The organism is Catenulispora pinistramenti (assembly GCF_018274385.1).
In the GTDB taxonomy this organism is placed as follows: domain Bacteria; phylum Actinomycetota; class Actinomycetes; order Streptomycetales; family Catenulisporaceae; genus Catenulispora; species Catenulispora pinistramenti.
On the sequence record NZ_JAAFYZ010000079.1, the window covers coordinates 1 to 18,793 of the forward strand.

General features: G+C 70.1%; 14 protein-coding genes. 9 read left to right on the top strand and 5 right to left on the bottom strand.

Annotated features, from left to right (window positions below):
* The 5 genes from KGQ19_RS22665 to KGQ19_RS22685 form a co-directional block, all read right to left on the bottom strand.
* Positions 1 to 1,770: sensor histidine kinase (locus KGQ19_RS22665; protein ID WP_212011229.1), on the bottom strand; the 1,770-nt coding region annotated here is incomplete at its 3' end.
* 216 nt (positions 1,771 to 1,986) lie between these two features.
* On the bottom strand, positions 1,987 to 3,804 hold the full coding sequence (locus KGQ19_RS22670; RefSeq protein WP_212011230.1) for an ABC-F family ATP-binding cassette domain-containing protein: 1,818 nt from the start codon (positions 3,802 to 3,804) through the stop codon (positions 1,987 to 1,989).
* A 62-nt stretch (positions 3,805 to 3,866) separates the two neighbouring features.
* Positions 3,867 to 4,172 (bottom strand): putative type II toxin-antitoxin system PemK/MazF family toxin, encoded by a 306-nt coding sequence (locus KGQ19_RS22675; RefSeq protein ID WP_212011231.1) that lies wholly within the window; start codon positions 4,170 to 4,172, stop codon positions 3,867 to 3,869.
* A complete protein-coding gene (locus KGQ19_RS22680; protein WP_212011232.1) occupies positions 4,169 to 4,378 on the bottom strand; it encodes a hypothetical protein in 210 nt (69 codons plus the stop codon). Before KGQ19_RS22680 ends, KGQ19_RS22675 begins: the two co-directional genes overlap by 4 nt.
* A gap of 71 nt (positions 4,379 to 4,449) precedes the next feature.
* On the bottom strand, positions 4,450 to 6,873 hold the full coding sequence (locus KGQ19_RS22685; protein WP_212011233.1) for a DEAD/DEAH box helicase: 2,424 nt from the start codon (positions 6,871 to 6,873) through the stop codon (positions 4,450 to 4,452).
* A gap of 308 nt (positions 6,874 to 7,181) precedes the next feature.
* Between KGQ19_RS22685 and KGQ19_RS22690 the strand changes: the two genes are divergently transcribed.
* The 9 genes from KGQ19_RS22690 (at position 7,182) to KGQ19_RS22730 (ending at position 18,788) form a co-directional block, all read left to right on the top strand.
* The gene (locus KGQ19_RS22690; RefSeq protein ID WP_015796998.1) at positions 7,182 to 7,523 is read left to right on the top strand and encodes an anti-sigma factor antagonist; all 342 of its coding nucleotides are present in this window, start codon (positions 7,182 to 7,184) and stop codon (positions 7,521 to 7,523) included.
* A 115-nt stretch (positions 7,524 to 7,638) separates the two neighbouring features.
* A complete protein-coding gene (locus tag KGQ19_RS22695; protein WP_212011234.1) occupies positions 7,639 to 8,193 on the top strand; it encodes an ATP-binding protein in 555 nt (184 codons plus the stop codon).
* A gap of 303 nt (positions 8,194 to 8,496) precedes the next feature.
* Entirely contained in the window at positions 8,497 to 10,932 is a 2,436-nt protein-coding gene (locus tag KGQ19_RS22700) for a sodium-translocating pyrophosphatase (protein ID WP_212011235.1), read from the top strand.
* A gap of 141 nt (positions 10,933 to 11,073) precedes the next feature.
* Positions 11,074 to 11,325 (top strand): hypothetical protein, encoded by a 252-nt coding sequence (locus tag KGQ19_RS22705; protein ID WP_212011236.1) that lies wholly within the window; start codon positions 11,074 to 11,076, stop codon positions 11,323 to 11,325.
* 32 nt (positions 11,326 to 11,357) lie between these two features.
* Positions 11,358 to 11,822 carry a PIN domain-containing protein gene (locus KGQ19_RS22710; RefSeq protein ID WP_212011237.1) on the top strand — a complete coding sequence of 155 codons (465 nt, stop codon included), beginning with the start codon at positions 11,358 to 11,360 and terminating at the stop codon, positions 11,820 to 11,822.
* Positions 11,823 to 11,880: 58 nt separating this feature from the next.
* Positions 11,881 to 13,371, top strand: a complete 1,491-nt coding sequence (locus tag KGQ19_RS22715) for a DUF7059 domain-containing protein (RefSeq protein ID WP_212011238.1) — start codon at positions 11,881 to 11,883, stop codon at positions 13,369 to 13,371.
* A gap of 300 nt (positions 13,372 to 13,671) precedes the next feature.
* Positions 13,672 to 16,509: a type I DNA topoisomerase gene (gene topA / locus KGQ19_RS22720; protein ID WP_212011239.1), complete on the top strand. Its 2,838-nt coding sequence runs from the start codon at positions 13,672 to 13,674 to the stop codon at positions 16,507 to 16,509.
* 281 nt (positions 16,510 to 16,790) lie between these two features.
* Complete coding sequence (locus tag KGQ19_RS22725; RefSeq protein WP_212011240.1) at positions 16,791 to 17,348, top strand: GNAT family N-acetyltransferase; 558 nt, start codon at positions 16,791 to 16,793, stop codon at positions 17,346 to 17,348.
* 165 nt (positions 17,349 to 17,513) lie between these two features.
* Positions 17,514 to 18,788: a C40 family peptidase gene (locus KGQ19_RS22730; protein ID WP_212011241.1), complete on the top strand. Its 1,275-nt coding sequence runs from the start codon at positions 17,514 to 17,516 to the stop codon at positions 18,786 to 18,788.
* Positions 18,789 to 18,793: the final 5 nt, after the last annotated feature.

An 18,793-nucleotide genomic window follows, 5' to 3' on the forward strand; every position in this document is an offset into this window, starting at 1 on the left:
GGCGGGGGACTGAGGCTGAGGCACGGTGGAGGCTTGGGCGGCGAGCGCCGGCGCGGGCGCGGCGAAGATCTGCGCATCCCGGGGCTGAGGCACGGCCGGAGCGGCGACCGCAGGCGCGGGAGTGGGTGCGGCGCTGCGGTGCGGTGCTGGCGGCTGGGCGACGGCGGCCGTCGTGGCAGCGGCGATCTCCCCCTGCGCCAGCGAACCAGTCCGGCGCGGCGAGAACAGCCCGGCGGGAACCGGGTGCGCGGAGATGTCAGCCTCGCCCGGTGTCGGTGTCGGTGTCGGTGTCGGTGTCGGTGTCGGTGCCGGTGTCGGTGCCGATGCCGGTGCCGGTGCCGGTGCCGCGATCTGCGCGGGAGCGGCCGCAGGAACCGGCGCTGCGACCTCGTTCTTCAGCGGCAGCCCGAAGAATCCGCGGTCGCCACTCGCCGCCGGTGCGATCTCCCGGTCCGCGGCCGTCGGCTGGGTCGGCAGCCCGAAGTAGCTCCGGTTCTCGTTCCCGAACGGGTTCCCCTGTTCCGGTGCCCCGCCGATCGCCAGCTGCTCTGGCGTCCCGGAGATGGCCATCGGTTCCGGCCAGGCGCTGAACCGCGTGGTGAGCGCGTGGCCGCTGGCTACCGGTGCCGCCGCGGTGGTGTCCTCGTAGGCGGGCGCGGAGTTCGCGTCGAGACCCTCGTCCACGACATCCACGACATCCACGACATCCACGACCTCCGCGACATCCACGACCTCCGCGAAGTCGAAGCCGTCCTCGTCCTCGTCTTCGTACTCGTCGTCCTCGTCGTCCTCGTCATCGAAGTCCGCCAGCGCCTTGTGCAGGTTCCCCATCGCCAGCTGTGCGGCGAGCTCCGACAGGGTGATCTCGCCGTGGAAGGTCTTCGTCAGTTCGTCGTCGGCGCTCAGCGGGCGGATCGGGGTGACCGGGAGGACCAGGCGGACCAGGGCGCCGCCCAGGGGGCCCTCGGCGAACTCGACCGCGCCGCCGGCCGCCTCTATGGTGCGGCGGACCACCGCCAGGCCCAGGCCGTGGCCGGCCGGGATGTTGCCGAAGCCGGGGCCGCTGTCGTCGACCTCGATCACGGCGCGTTCGCCCTCGGCGGTCTCGAAGCGGCGGACGGTCACCTGGACGCGGCCGGCGTCGCCGGCGGCGCGGGTGCCGTTGGACAGCACGTTGCCCAGCGCCCTCTTGAACAGCACCGGGTCCACCGTCACGTGCAGCGGGTCCTCGGCCGCGGCCAGGGCCAGGTCGCCGTCGAAGGTGGCCCGCCAGCGCTCCACGGACTCCGCGGCCAGGCTGGCCACGTTGCACGGGACCGGTTCGCCCAGGCCGTCCACGCCCTGCTTGGCGTCGTCCAGGAACTGGCGGACCGTCGAGGATATGTCCTCGGTCTGGGTCATGATCTCCTGGAGCACTTCCCGGACCCGCTCGGGCACGTCCGGCCGCAGCTCGGCGGCGGAGGCCAGCATCAGGATCGCGGCGACCGGCTGGCGCAGGTCGTGGCAGACCTCGCGGACCCGGTCCAGCGGGATCGCGGTGCCGCCGTCGGCGTACAGGACGGCGTCCCGGCGGTGCGAGCCGTGGTAACGCTCCAGCTCCGCCCCCGGGCCGGCAGCGGCCTGCCGGGTCTCGTGCTCGGCCGCTTCCTGGGCCCGCAGCTCGCGCAGGTCCAGCAGGACGGTCTCGTCGGTGCCGCGGATGTACGGGTCCTTCGATCCGGTGTCCCGGTCGGCCGGGCCCCGGCTGGCGGTGTCCGTGGTCGTGCTCACGATCGTCCCCCACCCTGGTTCCGGTCCCGGTCCGGCGCGCGGCGAAGGCGAATCGGACACTCGGCCCCCTCGGGCCGTCCGTCCGCGTAGCAGGCCACGCGTCTCCCCCTTGCCCCGGCCGCCGGGCGGAACCCGCGGCCAGCATCGACGTCACACCGGCGGGCCCCCACGACCCACCCGACCGGTCGCCCGGTCCGGCTCGAAGTCAGTTCCCGTCTAGGCGGAGAGTGAGAACCACTCATCCTCTAGACGGAGACGTTCCTCATGCAACTCGCGTAGCTTAGCGTCCGCATCGGCCGCCGCGAGATAGTCTCCCCCAATCCGCGACAGTTCGTCATGCAGACCGGCCTCCAGCTCCGCGATCTTGTCCAGGCGCCGCTCGATGCGGGCCAGTTCCTTCTTCACGGCCCGGTCTTCGCGCGAGCCCGCACCACTGCTCGTCTGGTTTGACGGCTGGGCGGGGGCTTTGGTTGTGCGGGAGTTGGAAACCTCCGCGGCGCGCTGCTCGCGGTACGTCAGGTACTCATCGACTCCGCCCGGGAGCAGCCGGACTCGGCCGTCGCCGTACAGCGCGGCGACCCGGTCGGTGGTGCGCTCCAGGAAGTAGCGGTCGTGGCTGACCACCAGCAGGCTGCCCGGCCAGCCGTCCAGGATGTCCTCAAAAGCGGTGAGGGTGTCGATGTCCAGGTCGTTGGTGGGCTCGTCCAGCAGCAGCACGTTCGGGGCGTCCATCAGCAGCCTGAGCAGCTGGAGCCGGCGCCGCTCGCCGCCGGACAGGTCGCCGACCCGGGTCCACTGCTTCTCGCCGGCGAAGCCGAACCGCTCCAGCAGCTGCCCGGCGGTCAGGGTCTTGCCCCTGCCGATCTCGACCGAGGAGTGGACCTTCTCGACCGCCTCCAGCACCCGCCAGGTCGGGTCGATCTCGGCCACCTCCTGCGACAGGTGCGCGGGCTTGACGGTGACGCCGGTGACGACCCGTCCCGAATCCGGCTGCGCCTCGCCGAGCAGCAGCCGGACCAGCGAGGACTTGCCGGAGCCGTTGACGCCGATCAGGCCCAGCCGCTCGCCGGGGCCGAGCTGCCAGGTCACGTGCTGGAGCAACTGCTTCTGCTCGGCACCCTCGCCGACGGCGTAGGACACGTCCTCCAACTCATAGACGGTCCGGCCGAGCCGGCTGGTCGCGAACTTCTGCAGCTCCGTGCTGTCCCGGGCCGGCGGCTCGGCGGCGATCAGCTCGTTCGCCGCCTCGATCCGGAACTTCGGCTTGCTGGTCCGGGCCGGGGCCCCGCGCCGCAGCCAGGCCAGTTCCTTGCGCAGCAGGTTCTGTTTGCGGTCCCACTCGGCGTCGGCCTGCCGCTGCCGCTCGGCGCGGGCCAGGACGTAGGCCGAGTAGCCGCCGTCGTAGTCCAGGACCTGGCCGTTGACGACCTCCCAGGTCCGGGTGGTGACGGCGTCCAGGAACCAGCGGTCGTGGGTGACGGTGAGCAGCGCGGGCTTGGCGGTGGCCAGATGCCGGGCCAGCCAGGCGATGCCCTCGACGTCCAGGTGGTTGGTGGGCTCGTCGAGCAGCAGCAGGTCGTGCTCGTTGATCAGCGCCTTGGCCAGCGCCACCCGCCGCCGCTCGCCACCGGACAGCGGGCCGATCCGGGTGTCCATGCCATCGGGGAAGTTGGGGAAGTCGGTACCGCCGAACAGGCCGGTGATGACGTCGCGCACCCGGGCGTCGGCCAGCCAGTCGTGGTCGGGCCGGTCGGCGACCAACTCGTGCCGGATGGTCGCGCTCGGGTCCAGGGTGTCGTGCTGCCCGACGAAGGCGATCCGCAGCCCGCCGGTATGGGTGACGCGCCCGGAGTCCGGTTCGTCCAGTTTCGCCAGCACCCGCAGCAAGGTCGACTTGCCGCCGCCGTTCCGGCCGACCACGCCGATCCGGTCGCCCTCGGACAGGCCGAGGGAGACCTCGTCGAGGAGGGTGCGGGCGGTGTAGGCCTTGGAGACGTTCTCTAGGTTGACCAGGTTGACAGCTTGGGGTGCCATTCCGACAACGCTACCGGGTGGCGGCGGGGGCGGTGCTCAGACGTCCGTGAGATCGATCTCGGCTACAGGCCGAAGACCGCACGCAAGGCCTCGTCGACCTTGGCCATGTCGGCTTCGTCGACGGAGCCGAGCCGTCGGGCGCCGGCGGCCGGGTCGAAACGGGAGGCGCGCATCTGGGCCAGGTTGAGGGCGAACGCGCTGGCCGGGACCGGCTGCTTGAGCTCGACCGACAGCACGGTGTCCGGGTACTGCCCGGCCGGGTGCAGGACGACGGCGACCGCGGCGCCTAAGGCGGAGACCTCGTTGATGGACACCACCAGGACGCGTGGCCCGTCGCCGGCGGTATCCCAGACCTCGGCCCGCCTCACGTGGCATCCCCGAGGCCATCGGGCATCAGGACGTCGTACTCGGACAGCGTCGCGATCGCCTCGGTGATCTCGTCGCGGCGCACCTGGGCTTCGGCGGCGCGGTTGAGATAGGCGGTGACATTGCCGCCGGCATTGCGCTCTATCCGCGAGGCGAGGTCGATCGGGAACGTGACCGTGATCCGCTTGTACGTCTCTTTCGTCGCCATATCCGACAGCATAGAGCACATCAGATTTGATGCGTAGCCGCGCAGCAGAATCCGCGCATGCCGCGGCGGATCTAAGTGCTTGAGGCGGCTTGTTCCAGGACCAGGTTCAGCAGCCGCCCCGCCCCCGCCTTATCCAGCGGATTGTTCCCGTTCCCGCACTTCGGCGACTGCACGCACGAAGGGCATCCCTCCAGGCACTCGCACGCCGCGATCACGTCCCGGGTCGCGGTCAGCCACGCGGCCGCCGAGCCGTACGCGCGCTCGGCGAAGCCGGCGCCGCCGGGGTGGCCGTCGTAGACGAACACGGTGAGGCGTTCGGTGTCGGGGTGCATCGGCATCGAGACGCCGCCGATGTCCCAGCGGTCGCAGGGGGTGAACAGGGGGAGCAGGCCGATGGAGGCGTGTTCGGCGGCGTGGGCGGCGCCGGCGCTCATCGCCGTGTCGAGTTCGGCGTCGCGCAGGGCCCCGGGGTCGACGGTCCACCAGACGGCGCGGGTGCGGAGGATGCGTTCGGGGAGGTCGAGGGGTTTGGTCTCGATGATCTGGCCGGTGCCGGCCTTGCGCTTCAGGTAGGAGACCACCTGAGTGCTCACCTCGACCGAGCCGAAGTGCAGGGAGGCGTCGCCCCAGTCCTGGGTCTGCTCGGTCTCCAGGATGGTCACCTGGACCACGTCCCGGGCCATGGTCGTGTAGTCCGGGTTGGCGCGGTGGACCAGCGCTATGTTCTGCTCCAGGTTCAGCTTGTCCACGAGGTAGGTGTGGCCCTGGTGCAGGTACACGGCGCCGTCGTGGACTGTGGAGTGGGACGCGCCCTCGTCCACGGTTCCCAGCAGTCGCCCGGTCTTGTCTTCCACGATCCGTACCGAGGGCCCGCCTGTGCCGCGCAGGTCGGTCAGCGCGGAGGGGCGCTCGCGGCGGGTCCAGTACCAGCCGGTGGGGCGGCGCCGGAGGTATTCGCGGCGGGTGAGGTCCGTCAGGAGGGCTTCGGCGGTGGGGCCGAACAACGACAGGTCGGAATCCGTAATAGGGAGTTCTGCAGCGGCCGCGCATAGATGCGGCGCTAGTACGTAGGGGTTGTCCGGGTCCAGGACCGCGGCCTCGACCGGGCGGTCGAAGATCGACTCCGAGTGGTGCACCAGGTAGGTGTCCAGCGGGTCGTCGCGGGCGATGAGGACCGCCAGTGCACCCTGCCCGGCCCGCCCGGCGCGCCCCGCCTGTTGCCACAGAGAGGCCCGCGTACCGGGGAACCCGGCCATCAAGACAGCATCGAGCCCTGCCACGTCCACGCCGAGCTCCAGGGCCGTCGTGGCGGCCAGTCCGACGAGCGCGCCGTCCAGGGTCGGGTCCATGTGCAGCGCGGCTTCCAGGGCGCGGCGTTCGGTCTTCAGGTAGCCGCCGCGGTAAGCCGCGATCCGCTTCCCGTATCCCCTATGGCGTTCCTCCAGGTAGTCCCGCGTTTGCATGGACACCTGTTCGGCGCCGCGCCGGGACCGGGTGAAGACGACTGTGCGGACGTCGTCCAGGACCAAGTCGGTCAGCAAGTCCGCGGCTTCGGCGGTGGCAGAGCGCCGGACCGGCGCTCCCCGCTCCCCGATGAAGGTCGTTAGAGGAGGTTCCCAGAGGGCGAACACTAAAGGGCCGCGCGGGGAGGAGTCGTCTGTAACCGCGGACACGTCTAGCCCGGTGAGTCGGGACGCCGAGATGGCCGGGTCGGCGGTGGTGGCTGACGCCAGTATGAAGGTCGGACTGGAGCCGTAGCGGGCGCAGATGCGCCGCAACCGGCGCAGAACGGCCGCCACATGTGACCCGAAGACACCTTTATAGGTGTGGCACTCATCGATGACGACATAACGCAGCTTCCGGAGGAACAGCGCCCAGCGGGCGTGTCCTGGGAGGAGCGAGTAGTGCAACATGTCCGGGTTGCTCAGGACGTAGTTCGCATGCTGACGGACCCAGTCGCGGGCCTCGCCGTCCGTGTCGCCGTCCAGCAGGCCGGCCCGGACGCCCGGTACGTCCAAACGAGTGAGACGCCTGAGTTGGTCCGCGGCCAGGGCCTTGGTGGGCGCCAGGTACAGCGTGGTGCCCGCGTTCTCGCGGATCGCGGTCAGGGCCGGGAGTTGGAAGCCCATCGACTTGCCGGAGGCGGTGCCCGTGGCGAGGGTCACATGGCGGCCCTCGCGCGCCGCCTCGGCCGCCTCGACCTGGTGCCGCCACGGCCGGGGTACCCCGCCGCGTTCGCGGAACCCGTGCACCACGGCTTCGTCGACCCACTCCGGCCACTCGGCGTGCTCGGCGTCCTGGGCCGGCACCACGCGCACATGCGTCACACGTTCCGCGCGAGACGCGGGAACCGAGATCAGTCTCTCCAGCGTTTCATGGTGAGGACGAGGACCGGCGATCGTGCCGGATTCCGGGATGGCGCCATCCGGCGCGGGCTCTGGTGTGGACACACCACCCGTGCCGGGGTTTTGCTGGTAAGGAGGAGTCGGCGACATCGCAGTCCAGTATCCGGTAGCCCGGCCCCTTGTATGCCCGACTTCACCAGACGGGATCCGAACCACCATCCGACACGACATGGACCACGACATGGACTCCGGCGGCGCGGCGCCCCCGCCTCCCCCGGATCGGGCCCGGCCTGACGCACCATTAGAGGGCACTTGACGCGAATCGTGGCCGAGTGTCACCCCGAGGTGATTGACTGTGCTCAAGCCCTGACCCGGGTGAAGCTGTACTTTGTGTTGCCGAGGACACACCTTTTCTCACCCCCGCCGCGGCGGGAAGGCACCGATTTTGGAGGCCGACAGTGGACCTGAAGCTGGAGACGCGAGACGAGAACGGCCGGACGATCGTCAAGGTCGGCGGGGAGATCGACGTGTACACCGCCCCCAAGCTCCGGGAACAGCTGGTCGAGCTGGTCGGTGCCGGGAAGTACCACCTGATCGTGGACATGGAGGACGTGGACTTCCTGGACTCCACCGGGCTGGGCGTCCTGGTCGGCGGGCTCAAGCGGGTCCGGGCGCACGACGGTTCGCTGCGCCTGGTCTGCACCCAGGAGCGGATCCTGAAGATCTTCCGGATCACCGGGCTGACCAAGGTGTTCCCGATCAGCGACAGCGTGGAGCAGGCCGTCACCGCCGTCGACTAGCGGTCCGGCGGCGGGCCCGCGTCCGGCACAGCGCCGCGTGGTCCCGCCGCGCCGCGCCGGCGGGTCCGCCGGCCGGTCGTCCCATCCCGCACTTGTTCCTAAGGGGTCTGCCAACATGGATGCGCAATCGTCGGCCGTCGGCACGGTGGCCAAGACGGAGAGCGCCACGGCCGTTCTGCTGCGGTTCACTCCGCAGCCCGAGCACGTCAGGACCGCGCGCCTGGTCGCGGTCGCCCACGCCCGCCGGGTCGGGGTGGAGGCCGGTCTGCTGGACGAGGTGCGCCTCGCCGTCGGCGAGGCCTGTTCCCGGGCTGTCGGCCTGCACCAGCGGCACTGCCCCGGCGAGCCGGTGGTGGTGGTGCTGGACGCGATCGACGAATCCGGCTCCGGCCTGGTCGCCGACCGGTTCGTGGTGACGGTGGCCGACAAGGTCTCCGGCGCCGTGCCCGCCCCGCGCGCCGGGGCCGGCGCCGGCGTGGCCGAGGGTGCCGAGGGCGAGGCCGTCGCCGAGAGCGGGCCCGCGGCCGAGGTCGCCGAGGACGAGGACGAAGACCTCGACGACGCCGAGATGGGGTTGGCGGTCCTGACCGGACTGGTCGACGATCTCGACATCACCTCCGGCCCGGACGGCGGCTCGGTGCGTATGGGATGGCCCGTCAAGGATTTCTGAACACTTGTTGGAAGGGGCCGGATCGCAGTGTCCGAGTAGCCCCGTTCCAGCCTCTCGCGGCGGGGCGTCACCACCCATGGGCGTCCCGCCGATTTTCGGGTATCAGCCCTCATCAAGAGCCACTTGCATTCACCAAACCGAGTGAAAAGTGTCCTTCATCACATAGCGATCCGTGAGGTCGGCGAAACGATCTGTTGACCGACCTCGTCCTTTCGCGCGTAGACTCCCCTGCCATTGGCTGTGATCTGAGTTACAGCGTCGGAGTTACAGCGTCGGAATACGGATCGTCACAGTGGAGGACGTATGCCGCTAATCGCGGACAGCGGCTCGACGGTGATCCCTTTGGCCGGGGGCAACCTCGCCTGGATCTTCGTGGTGGCCGTGATCGCCCTAGGTGCGCTCGGCGTCGCCGGCATCCTTGCTAAAGAGGTGCTGGCGGCCAGTGAGGGCACAGAGAACATGAAACGCATCGCGGCAGCGGTGCAAGAAGGCGCGTCCGCGTACCTCGCGCGGCAGTTCCGTACGCTGGCGATCTTCGCGGCCGTGGCCTTCTTCCTGCTGCTGGCGCTGCCCGCCGACGACTGGTCGCAGCGCATCGGCCGCTCGGTCTTCTTCCTGGTCGGAGCCGCCTTCTCGGCGACCACCGGGTATGTCGGCATGTGGCTGGCGGTGCGCGCGAACGTGCGGGTGGCCGCGGCGGCGAACGAGTCCGGCTCGCCGCGGGCGATGCGGATCGCGTTCCGCACCGGCGGCGTGGTCGGCATGTTCACCGTCGGCCTGGGCCTGTTCGGTGCCGCCCTGGTGGTGCTCATCTACAAGGGCAACGCCCCGAACGTGCTGGAGGGCTTCGGCTTCGGCGCGGCCATGCTGGCCATGTTCATGCGCGTCGGCGGCGGCATCTTCACCAAGGCCGCCGACGTCGGCGCGGACCTGGTCGGCAAGATCGAGCAGAACATCCCCGAGGACGACCCGCGCAACGCCGCGACCATCGCGGACAACGTCGGCGACAACGTCGGCGACTGCGCGGGCATGGCCGCGGACCTGTTCGAGTCCTACGCGGTGATGCTGGTCGCGGCGCTGATCCTGGGCAAGCTCGCCTTCGGCACCCAGGGCCTGGTGTTCCCGCTGCTGGTGCCGGCGCTCGGCGTGATCACCGCGGTGATCGGCATCTTCGCGGTGTCCCCGCGCACCGGGGACAAGAACGCAATGGCGGCGATCAACCGCGGCTTCTTCATCAGCGCCGTCGTGGCGGTGGTCCTGGTGGCGATCGCGGCGTTCACCTATCTGCCCAGCAAGATCTCCTCGCTGGACCACGTCGATCCCAGTGTGCTGGCCGACGCCGCCACCAAGGACCCGCGCCTGATCGCGCTGGGAGCGGTGGTGATCGGCATCGTCGTGGCCGCCGTCATCCAGGTCCTGACCGGGTACTTCACCGAGACCACCCGGCGTCCGGTGCAGGACATCGGCAAGACCTCGCTGACCGGGCCGGCGACAGTGGTCCTGGCCGGCATCGGCATCGGCCTGGAGTCCGCGGTCTACTCGGCGCTGCTGATCGGCGGCGGCGTGTTCCTGGCGTACCTGCTCGGCGGCGCCTCGCTGACGCTGTCGCTGTTCGCGGTGGCCATGGCCGGCACCGGCCTGCTGACCACGGTCGGCGTCATCGTGGCGATGGACACCTTCGGGCCGGTCTCGGACAACGCGCAGGGCATCGCGGAGATGTCCGGCGACGTCGGCGAGGAGGGCGCGAAGGTGCTGACCTCGCTGGACGCGGTCGGCAACACCACCAAGGCGATCACCAAGGGCATCGCGATCGCGACCGCCGTGCTGGCCGCGACCGCGCTGTTCGGGTCGTTCACCCAGAAGATCACCGAGACCGTCGGCAAGGTCCACAGTCCCAAGCTGGGCAGCGTGGAGCAGTCCTTGCAGTTCAACGGCGTCCTCAACGTCGGCGACCCGCGCAACCTGTTCGGTCTGATCATCGGCGCGGCCGTGGTGTTCCTGTTCTCGGCCCTGGCGATCAACGCCGTGTCCCGGGCGGCCGGCGCGGTCGTGTACGAGGTCCGCCGCCAGTTCCGGGAGATCCCCGGGATCATGGAGGGCACCGGCCGGCCCGAGTACGGCCGGGTGGTGGACATCGTCACCACCGACTCGCTGCGCGAGCTGGTCACCCCGGGCCTGCTGGCGGTGATGGCGCCGATCGCGGTCGGCTTCACCCTCGGCGTCGGCGCGCTGGGCTCCTACCTGGCCGGCACGATCGGCGCCGGCGTCCTGATGGCGGTCTTCCTGTCGAACTCCGGCGGGGCCTGGGACAACGCCAAGAAGCTGGTCGAGGACGGCAACTTCGGCGGCAAGGGCTCCGAGGCGCACACCGCGACCATCGTCGGCGACACCATCGGCGACCCGTTCAAGGACACCGCCGGCCCCGCGATCAACCCGCTGATCAAGGTGATGAACCTGGTCAGCCTCCTGATCGCGCCGGCCGTGGTGCAGCTGTCGATCGGCACCTCGGCCAATGCCGGGGTCCGCGCCCTGATCGCGATCGTGGCCCTGCTGATCATCGTCGCGGCGGTGTGGAACAGCAAGCGCAAGTCGATCGCCGTGTCCGACTCCAACTCCGACTCGAGCTCCGCGGTGGGCTCCGGCCCCTCCGCGGCGGTCGAGGGCCCGGCGGGCGCGCCCGGCGCGCCGCGGAGCGGGGACGAGGACACGTCGATGGAGGCTTCGGCGCAGTCGATCTGAGCGGTCTTCCGGGAGTTCTCTCCTATTAAAGGGGCGCCCTCGGCCTTCGGGTCGGGGGCGCCCCTTTTGTGCGCTCTGTGACGTTACTGATACACTGCAACTTGTTAGCAAGACCTGCTGAGTGAGTGCAAGGAGATCGCAATGGCCATGAAGACCATTGGGTTCGCGGTGTCGGAGAAGGATCTGGCGGCGCTCGACGAGTTGGCCGAGTACTTCGCCGACGGGAACCGTTCGGCCTACTTGCGCCAGACGATAAAGATCATGAAGTCGGTCAAGCACGCTGAGGAACTGCGGAAGATTCAGGCGTATGGCGCGCAGAGGTCGGCCGAGTCGGGGATCACCGTGGATGACATCACGACCATCTGTAGACGAGTGCTCAAGGGGCGCGAGTGACTGCGCCAGTTTCCGTCGTTTATGACGTTAATGTGCTGGTCGGTGCAGTGGCTGTGGGGAACAACCCGTTCCGGACATGGCCCTCGCCCCCTCCGACTTCCAGTAACCCGTTCGCCGACTGCCTCGGCATCGCGGTGGATGCCGAAGAGTTCGGGCTCTGGCTGTCGCCTCATATCCTCATCAACACGGGGAGGGTCATCGCGCAGCAGCTCAAGTGGAGTGCGGACATGGTCGAGGTCTATCTCAATGAGCTCGCCGGCATTGCCGAGGACAGTGGTGCCGGTGTCATCGAGCCGGAGGTGACTGTCACCGACTGCCCCGACTGGGAGGACAACCAGATCCTCGCCCTCGCCGCCGACGTCGGAGCGATACTGATCGTCTCCGACGACGTCGATCTCACGTCTATGTCTCCGTGGCACGGAACCCCGATCCTCCGCCCGAGGGAGTTCGTCGCCCGCGTCGACGGGATACGGCGTCACAACCGTTCGGGTCGCTGATCGCGCGCCCTCGGCCGTCGGGTCGGGGGCGCTTCGCGTTTCCCGGGACAATGGACCCATGGAGAAGCTGCGCGAAGCCCTGATCAAGGCCGACTACACCGTGGACGGCGTCCTGGAAGTGCTCGGCCCGCTCGCCTACTCGGCGCTGGCCCGGAGCGAGAGCGTTCCGGCGTTGCGCGCGACGACCGGGGGTTCGCCGGTGGAGACGCTGGTGCGGCTCTTCCTGCTTCAGCAGCCGGTGGATCGGAAGGCGGCGGAGGCGGCGTTGCCGGTGGCGGAGTCGTTGGCCGCTGAGCTTGTCGAGGTGGACGGGGATCAGGTGCGGGCCGCGATCGACATCCGGCCTTATGGCGACGATGACGGGCATGACTGGTACCTGGTCTCCGACCTGTCCGGCGGTCTTCATGCGCAGGGGCAGGGGCACCCGGTGCGGGAGGATCACGTGCTGGGGGTCGGTGGGGCCTCCACCACGCTGGCGCAGCTCACCATCCGGGACCAGTTCGGCTCCGCGCTCGACGTCGGGACCGGCGGCGGGGTGCAGGCGCTGCATTTGGCGACGCACGTCGACCGGGTGGTGGGTACCGATCGGAATCCGCGGGCGCTCAAGTTGGCGCGGCTGACTCAGCAGCTCTCCGGCGTTGGGCCGTTCGATCTGCGGGAAGGTTCCTTGTTCGAGCCGGTTCAGGGGGAGAAGTTCGATCTGATCGTCTCCAATCCGCCGTTCGTCATCTCACCTGACAATGCCGCGCAGGGTGGCCGCTTCGTCTACCGCGACTCGGGGTTGCCGGCCGATGAGGTGTGCCGCCAGTTGATCAGTAATGCGCACCGGCACCTGGCCGAGAACGGCTGGTGCCAGGTGCTGGCCAACTGGCTGCACGTGGACGGCGTGGACTGGCGCGAGCGGGTGGCCGGGTGGGTGCGGGAGACCGGCTGTGACGCGTGGGTGGTGCAGCGGGAGGCGCAGGACCCGGCTGAGTACGTAGAGCTGTGGCTGCGGGACTCCGGCGAGTACGGGACCCCGGACTACCTGCGCCGCTATGACGCCTGGCTGGACTACTTCGAGCAGAACCGGGTCAACGCCATCGGGTTCGGCTGGATCACCCTGCACAACGCCGGCGCCGAGCACCCGCTGCTGCGGCTGGAGGAGATCTCGCACCCGGTGGAGCAGCCGCTCGGCCCGCACATCCCCAGCTGGTTCGCGCGGCACGACTTCCTGCGGGACGTCGACGACGACGCGCTCATGCACCGCAAGCTGGCCGTGGCGCCGGACGTGCGCTGGGAACAGCTGGCGCGGCCGACGTACGAGGGCGGCAGCGGGTGGGGCACGGACTCCTCGCGGCTGAGCCAGCAGGAGGGCTTCCTGCGCTCTGCGGACATCGACCCGGTCGGGGCGGCCGTGGTGGGCGCCTCCGACGGTGAGACCCCGCTGGGGGAAATTCTGGACGCTGTGGGCGAACGCTACGGAATCGACGGCCAGAACCTGCGGACCGGAGCGGTCGAGGCCATCCGGGGGCTGGTCGAGGACGGATATCTGTTCCCCGTCGCATAGCGCACACTCGGCGCTGTCATCAGGGTCTATCCCCTCAACACCGGTTGTCCCGCGTCACATCCGTCCCGTCTCTGGCGTTTTCCGGTTCCGTCCTATACGCCAGTTCGGGTTAACGTTCGGTTGTACGCCGACCATTCAAGACAACGAGTAGGACACAGTAGACAGCGCGGAGACGTACGGCTGAGGTACGGTCACTCTCCGTTGGTGTCGCGGTTTCCGAACCACGTGTCGTACCGCGGTGTGCGGGGTACGCCCAAGCGCGTATCCCTTGGGGCTAGAAGCTGGGAAGCAGAGGTAACGGTGGCAGGCAAGGGTTCAGCGGACTCGGGCGCGGCGACTCGCCGGCTGGTCATCGTCGAGTCGCCGGCCAAGGCGAAGACGATCAAGGGCTACCTCGGCCCGGGCTACACCGTGGAGGCCTCAGTGGGCCACATCCGCGACCTGCCGGCCGGGGCCGACGAGGTGCCCGAGAAGTACAAGGGCACCTCGATGGGTCGGCTCGGCGTGGACGTGGACGGCGACTTCGAGCCGCTGTACCTGGTCAACGCCGACAAGCGGAAGCAGGTCGCCAAGCTCAAGGACTTGCTCAAGGAAGCCGACGAACTCCTGCTCGCCACCGACGAGGACCGCGAGGGCGAGGCGATCGCCTGGCACCTGCAGGAAGTGCTCAAGCCCAAGGTCCCCGCCAAGCGCATGGTCTTCCACGAGATCACCCGCGAGGCGATCCAGGAGGCCGCCCGCAACACCCGCGACATCGACATGCCGCTGGTCGACGCGCAGGAGACCCGGCGCATCCTGGACCGGCTCTACGGCTACGAGGTCTCCCCGGTGCTGTGGAAGAAGGTCCGCACCGGGCTGTCCGCGGGCCGGGTGCAGTCGGTGGCCACCCGCATGGTCGTGGATCGGGAGCGGGAGCGCATCGCGTTCACCGCCGCCGAGTACTGGGACCTGAACGGCGTCTTCGAGACGCTGAAGGCCGGCAGCCCGGACGACCCGCGCACGATGGCCGCCCGGCTGGCGTCCGTCGACGGCAAGCGGGTCGCCTCCGGCCGGGACTTCGGCCCGGACGGCCGGCTCAAGCCGAACAGCCAGAACGTCGCCCACCTGACCGAGGTCACCGCCAAGGCGCTGGCCGCCGCGCTGCGGGACGCCGACTTCAGCGTCCGCGGCGTGGAGCGCAAGCCGTACCGGCGCTCGCCCTACGCGCCGTTCCGGACCACCACGATGCAGCAGGAGGCCAGCCGCAAGCTCGGCATGGACTCCAAGCGCGCCATGCGGGTCGCGCAGAGCCTGTATGAGAACGGCTACATCACCTATATGCGTACCGACAGCATCACGCTGTCGGACACCGCGCTGAACGCCGCGCGGACCCAGGTGCGCGAGCTGTACGGCGCCGACTACCTGCCGGACGTGCCGCGCCGCTACGACTCCAAGGTGAAGAACGCGCAGGAGGCGCACGAGGCGATCCGGCCCTCCGGCGACACCTTCCGCACGCCGGCGCAGACCGGCCTGAAGGGCGACGAGTTCCGGCTCTACGAGCTGATCTGGATGCGCACCGTCGCCTCCCAGATGAAGGACGCCACCGGGCACACGGTGACCGTGAAGGTCGGCGGCGCCGCCTCCGACGGCCGGGACGTGGAGTTCAGCGCCAGCGGCCGCATCATCTCCTTCCACGGCTTCCTGAAGGCCTACGTGGAGGGCACCGACGACCCGGACGCCGCGCTGGACGACTCCGAGCAGCGGCTGCCCGCGGTGGCCGAGGGCGACGCGCTGACCACCACCAAGGTCACCGCGGACGGGCACTCGACCAAACCGCCGGCCCGGTTCACCGAGGCCTCGCTGATCAAGGACATGGAAGAGCGCGAGATCGGCCGGCCCTCGACGTACTCGACGATCCTCGGCACGATCCTGGACCGCGGCTACGTGTTCAAGAAGGGCACGGCGCTGGTCCCGTCCTACATCGCTTTCGCGGTGGTCGGGCTGCTGGAGAACCACTTCGGCGACCTGGTGAACTACGAGTTCACCGCGCGCATGGAGGACGACCTGGACCGGATCGCGCGCGGCGAGGCCCAGCGGGTGCCGTGGCTGCGGCGCTTCTACTTCGGCCCGACCGAGGCCGAGACCGCGGCCGCCGGTCCCCGGGGCGGCGACAACGGCGCGGTGTTCGACCACCTCGGCGGACTGAAGGACCTGGTCACCGACCTGGGCAACATCGACGCCCGGGAGGTGAACTCGTTCCCGGTCGGCAACGACGGGATCATCCTGCGCGTCGGCCGCTTCGGCCCGTACATCGAGCGCAACCTGGAGGACGGGACCCAGCAGCGTGCCTCGGTCCCCGACGACCTGCCGCCGGACGAGCTGACCGAGGCCTTCGCCGAGGAGCTGTTCCTGCTCCCCAGCGGCGACCGCGAACTGGGCAAGGACCCGTCGACCGGCTTCGAGGTCGTGGCCAAGGCCGGACGCTTCGGCCCGTACGTCACCGAGATCCTGCCCGAGGGCACCCCGACCCGCGGCAAGAACGCGGTCAAGGCCCGCACCGGCTCCCTGTTCAAGAACATGGGCCTGGACACGGTGACGCTGGAGGAGGCGCTGCAGCTGCTCTCGCTCCCGCGCGTCGTCGGCGCCGACCCGGAGTCCGGCGAGGAGATCACGGTGCAGAACGGGCGGTACGGGCCGTACCTGAAGAAGGGTGCGGACTCCCGCTCGATCACCTCCGAGGAGGAGATCTTCACGATCACCCTCGAAGAGGCGCTGGAGATCTACAAGCAGCCGAAGGCCCGGGGCCGGGGCGCGGCCAAGCCGCCGCTGCGCGAGCTGGGGCCGGACCCGGTGTCGGGGAAGCAGATCGTGATCAAGTCGGGCTTCTACGGCGAGTACCTGACCGACGGCGAGACCAACGTGACGATTCCCAAGAGCGAGACCGTCGAGGGGATCACGCCGCAGAAGGCCTTCGAGCTGCTGGCCGAGAAGCGGGCCAAGGGGCCGGCGAAGAAGACGGCCAAGAAGGCGCCGGCGAAGAAGACCGCCGCGAAGAAGACGGCGGCTTCGGGGACGAAGACGGCGAAGGCCACGGCGGCCAAGAAGACGACGGCCAAGAAGACGACGGCTAAGAAGGCGGCTGGGTCGGCGGCCAAGTAGGCGGCGGGTGGAGCCGGCCGGTTCGGTCGGCTTCGCTCGTCCGAGTGAAGAAGAGCCTTGATCACAGTGAGGCCGGGTAGCGAAGCGGAGATCGTTCACAAGATCGAAGCATGAGCGTGGCCTGGCCGAGCTGGAGCATGCCTCCGATCGACGGTTTCACCTCCGCGGCCCTTCGACTTCGTATCGGCATCGACTTCACCACGATGCGCGACTACCGCTGATCGATCAACTTGGCGCGTTCGGCCGACCCGGAGTGGGGCGGACCGGCCATAATGGCGCGCATGAGTTCGAGCACGCACCCGATCCACGGCGTCCACATCCGCGAGGCGGTGGCCGGGGACGCCGAGGACATCGGGCGGGTGCGGCACGCCTCGTGGCAGGTGGCCTATTCGGGGTTGATGCCGGCCGACTATCTGGCCGGGCTGTCGGTGGACGGGTTCGTGCTCAGTGCGCGGCGGATGCTGGCCGACCGGGCGGCGCACCGGGTGGAGGTGCTGGTCGCCGAGGTCGGCGGGGTGGTGTCCGGGTTCGCGTCGGTGGGCCCCAGCCGGGACGCCGATCTGGCCGACGGGTCGGCCGAGGGCAGCGTGGGGGAGCTGTACGCCATATACCTCGATCCGGCGATCTGGCGGCTCGGGATCGGGGCCCGGTTGCAGGAGATCGCGCTGGAGCGGCTGCGGGCCCAGGGGTACGCCGAGGCGACGTTGTGGGTGCTGGCCACCAACAGCGCGTCGCGGGCGTTCTACGAGCACACCGGGTGGCGGCACGTCGGCGGGGTCTCCGGGTTCGAGGCCGGGACCGAGGTGCTGGACGAGACCCGGTACCGCAGAACTTTGTGATCTTCTCCGGCGCCGGGTCCCTCGTTCGGTGGAAACCGCCGACCGTCTGACCACGCTCCCCGCGATACGTCCTTTTTGTGATGAAGTATTGCCGATGGTGATGGGTAGCTCATCCCACAGCCATTCGGACACTCACCCACTCGGGCGGCGCGGAAGGAGTTCGGCATGCGGGGACGCGGGAACGGCCGGCGGGCGACGCTCGTGACGGCCACGGTCCTGGCCGCCGTGCTGCTCAGCACCGTGGCGTATGCCGACCCGAGCACGCCGGTGATCCCCGGACAGGGGGACATCGACCGGGCGAAGGCCGACGTCCGCGACCGGCAGTCGGCGGCCGACCGGATCCAGGCCGCCCTGGACGCCGCCGACGGCCGCCTGCGGTCCCTGCAGGCGAGCGCGGGGCTGGCGGCGGAGGCGTACGACACAGCCGTGGCACAGGCGGCGACAGCGGCGCAGGCGGCCGACGCGGCCCGCACCGCCGCGGCCGCGGCGCTGGACGCGCAGCACCAGGCCGAGCAGCGGCTCGGGGCGTTCGCGGCCGAGACCTACCGCCAGGGCCCGGACATGGCGGCCGCGCTGACGCTGCTGCACGCCGGCTCGCTGCACGACTTCGCGGTCCAGCGGCAGGCCCTGGCGAACCACGACGCGGCCGAGGCGCTGGCCGTGGCCGACGCCCGGCAGGCCACGAAGGCCGCGGCGGCGGCGGGTCAGCAGGCTGACCGCACGGCCGCGGACCAGCGGCGCGCGCAGGCGCGGGCGCAGAGCGCGCTGGACGCGGCGCGGGCGGCGGCGGCCGGCGCGCAGAGGCAGCTGGCCGGGATCCAGGCGCAGCGCGATGGGCTGGTGCGGGAGTTGGCGGCGGCGCAGGGCGTCGAGGTCGGGCTGGAGCAGCAGCGGCAGACCGGGCTGGCGGAGGTGGCCGCGCAACAGGCGGCTGCCGCAGCCGCGGCGCGGTCGGCAGCCGCGGCGGCGGCGAGCGGGGCGTCGCAGGCGCGGGCGCAGGCAGTGGCTGGTGGCGGCGGTGGCGCCTTGTCGGCGCCGAGCGCCGGGCTGGAGGGCCCCGTGCCATCCGCCGACGGCGCCGTCCGCCTGATGCTGAACTACATCTACGCGCAGCTCGGCAAGCCCTACGTCTGGGGCGGCGCGGGCCCGGACGTGTTCGACTGCTCAGGCCTGGCGATGCGCGGCCTGGAAGCCGGCGGCTGGTCCTTCCCGCACCCGGCGCAGTGGCAGTACCTGGCGATGCACCCGCTCACGTACAGCCAGCTCCGCCCGGGCGACCTGGTCTTCTGGGCCGAGGACGGCAGCGACCCGCACACCATCTACCACGAGGCCGTCTACATCGGGAACGACCGCATCATCCAGGCACCGCACCCCGGCGGGGTGGTGGAGCAGCAGTCGTTGTGGATCAACGGGACGCCGAGCTTCTACGGACGGCCGTAGCGGTG

Bases quoted from the DNA above. Each gene is read 5' to 3' on its own strand.
- KGQ19_RS22670 (WP_212011230.1), bottom strand. From the start codon at position 3,804: ATGGCACCCCAAGCTGTCAACCTGGTCAACCTAGAGAACGTCTCCAAG.
- KGQ19_RS22725 (WP_212011240.1), top strand. From the start codon at position 16,791: ATGAGTTCGAGCACGCACCCGATCCACGGCGTCCACATCCGCGAGGCG.
- KGQ19_RS22680 (WP_212011232.1), bottom strand. From the start codon at position 4,378: ATGGCGACGAAAGAGACGTACAAGCGGATCACGGTCACGTTCCCGATC.
- KGQ19_RS22695 (WP_212011234.1), top strand. From the start codon at position 7,639: ATGGATGCGCAATCGTCGGCCGTCGGCACGGTGGCCAAGACGGAGAGC.
- KGQ19_RS22705 (WP_212011236.1), top strand. From the start codon at position 11,074: ATGGCCATGAAGACCATTGGGTTCGCGGTGTCGGAGAAGGATCTGGCG.
- KGQ19_RS22700 (WP_212011235.1), top strand. From the start codon at position 8,497: ATGCCGCTAATCGCGGACAGCGGCTCGACGGTGATCCCTTTGGCCGGG.
- KGQ19_RS22730 (WP_212011241.1), top strand. From the start codon at position 17,514: ATGCGGGGACGCGGGAACGGCCGGCGGGCGACGCTCGTGACGGCCACG.
- KGQ19_RS22685 (WP_212011233.1), bottom strand. From the start codon at position 6,873: ATGTCGCCGACTCCTCCTTACCAGCAAAACCCCGGCACGGGTGGTGTG.
- KGQ19_RS22715 (WP_212011238.1), top strand. From the start codon at position 11,881: ATGGAGAAGCTGCGCGAAGCCCTGATCAAGGCCGACTACACCGTGGAC.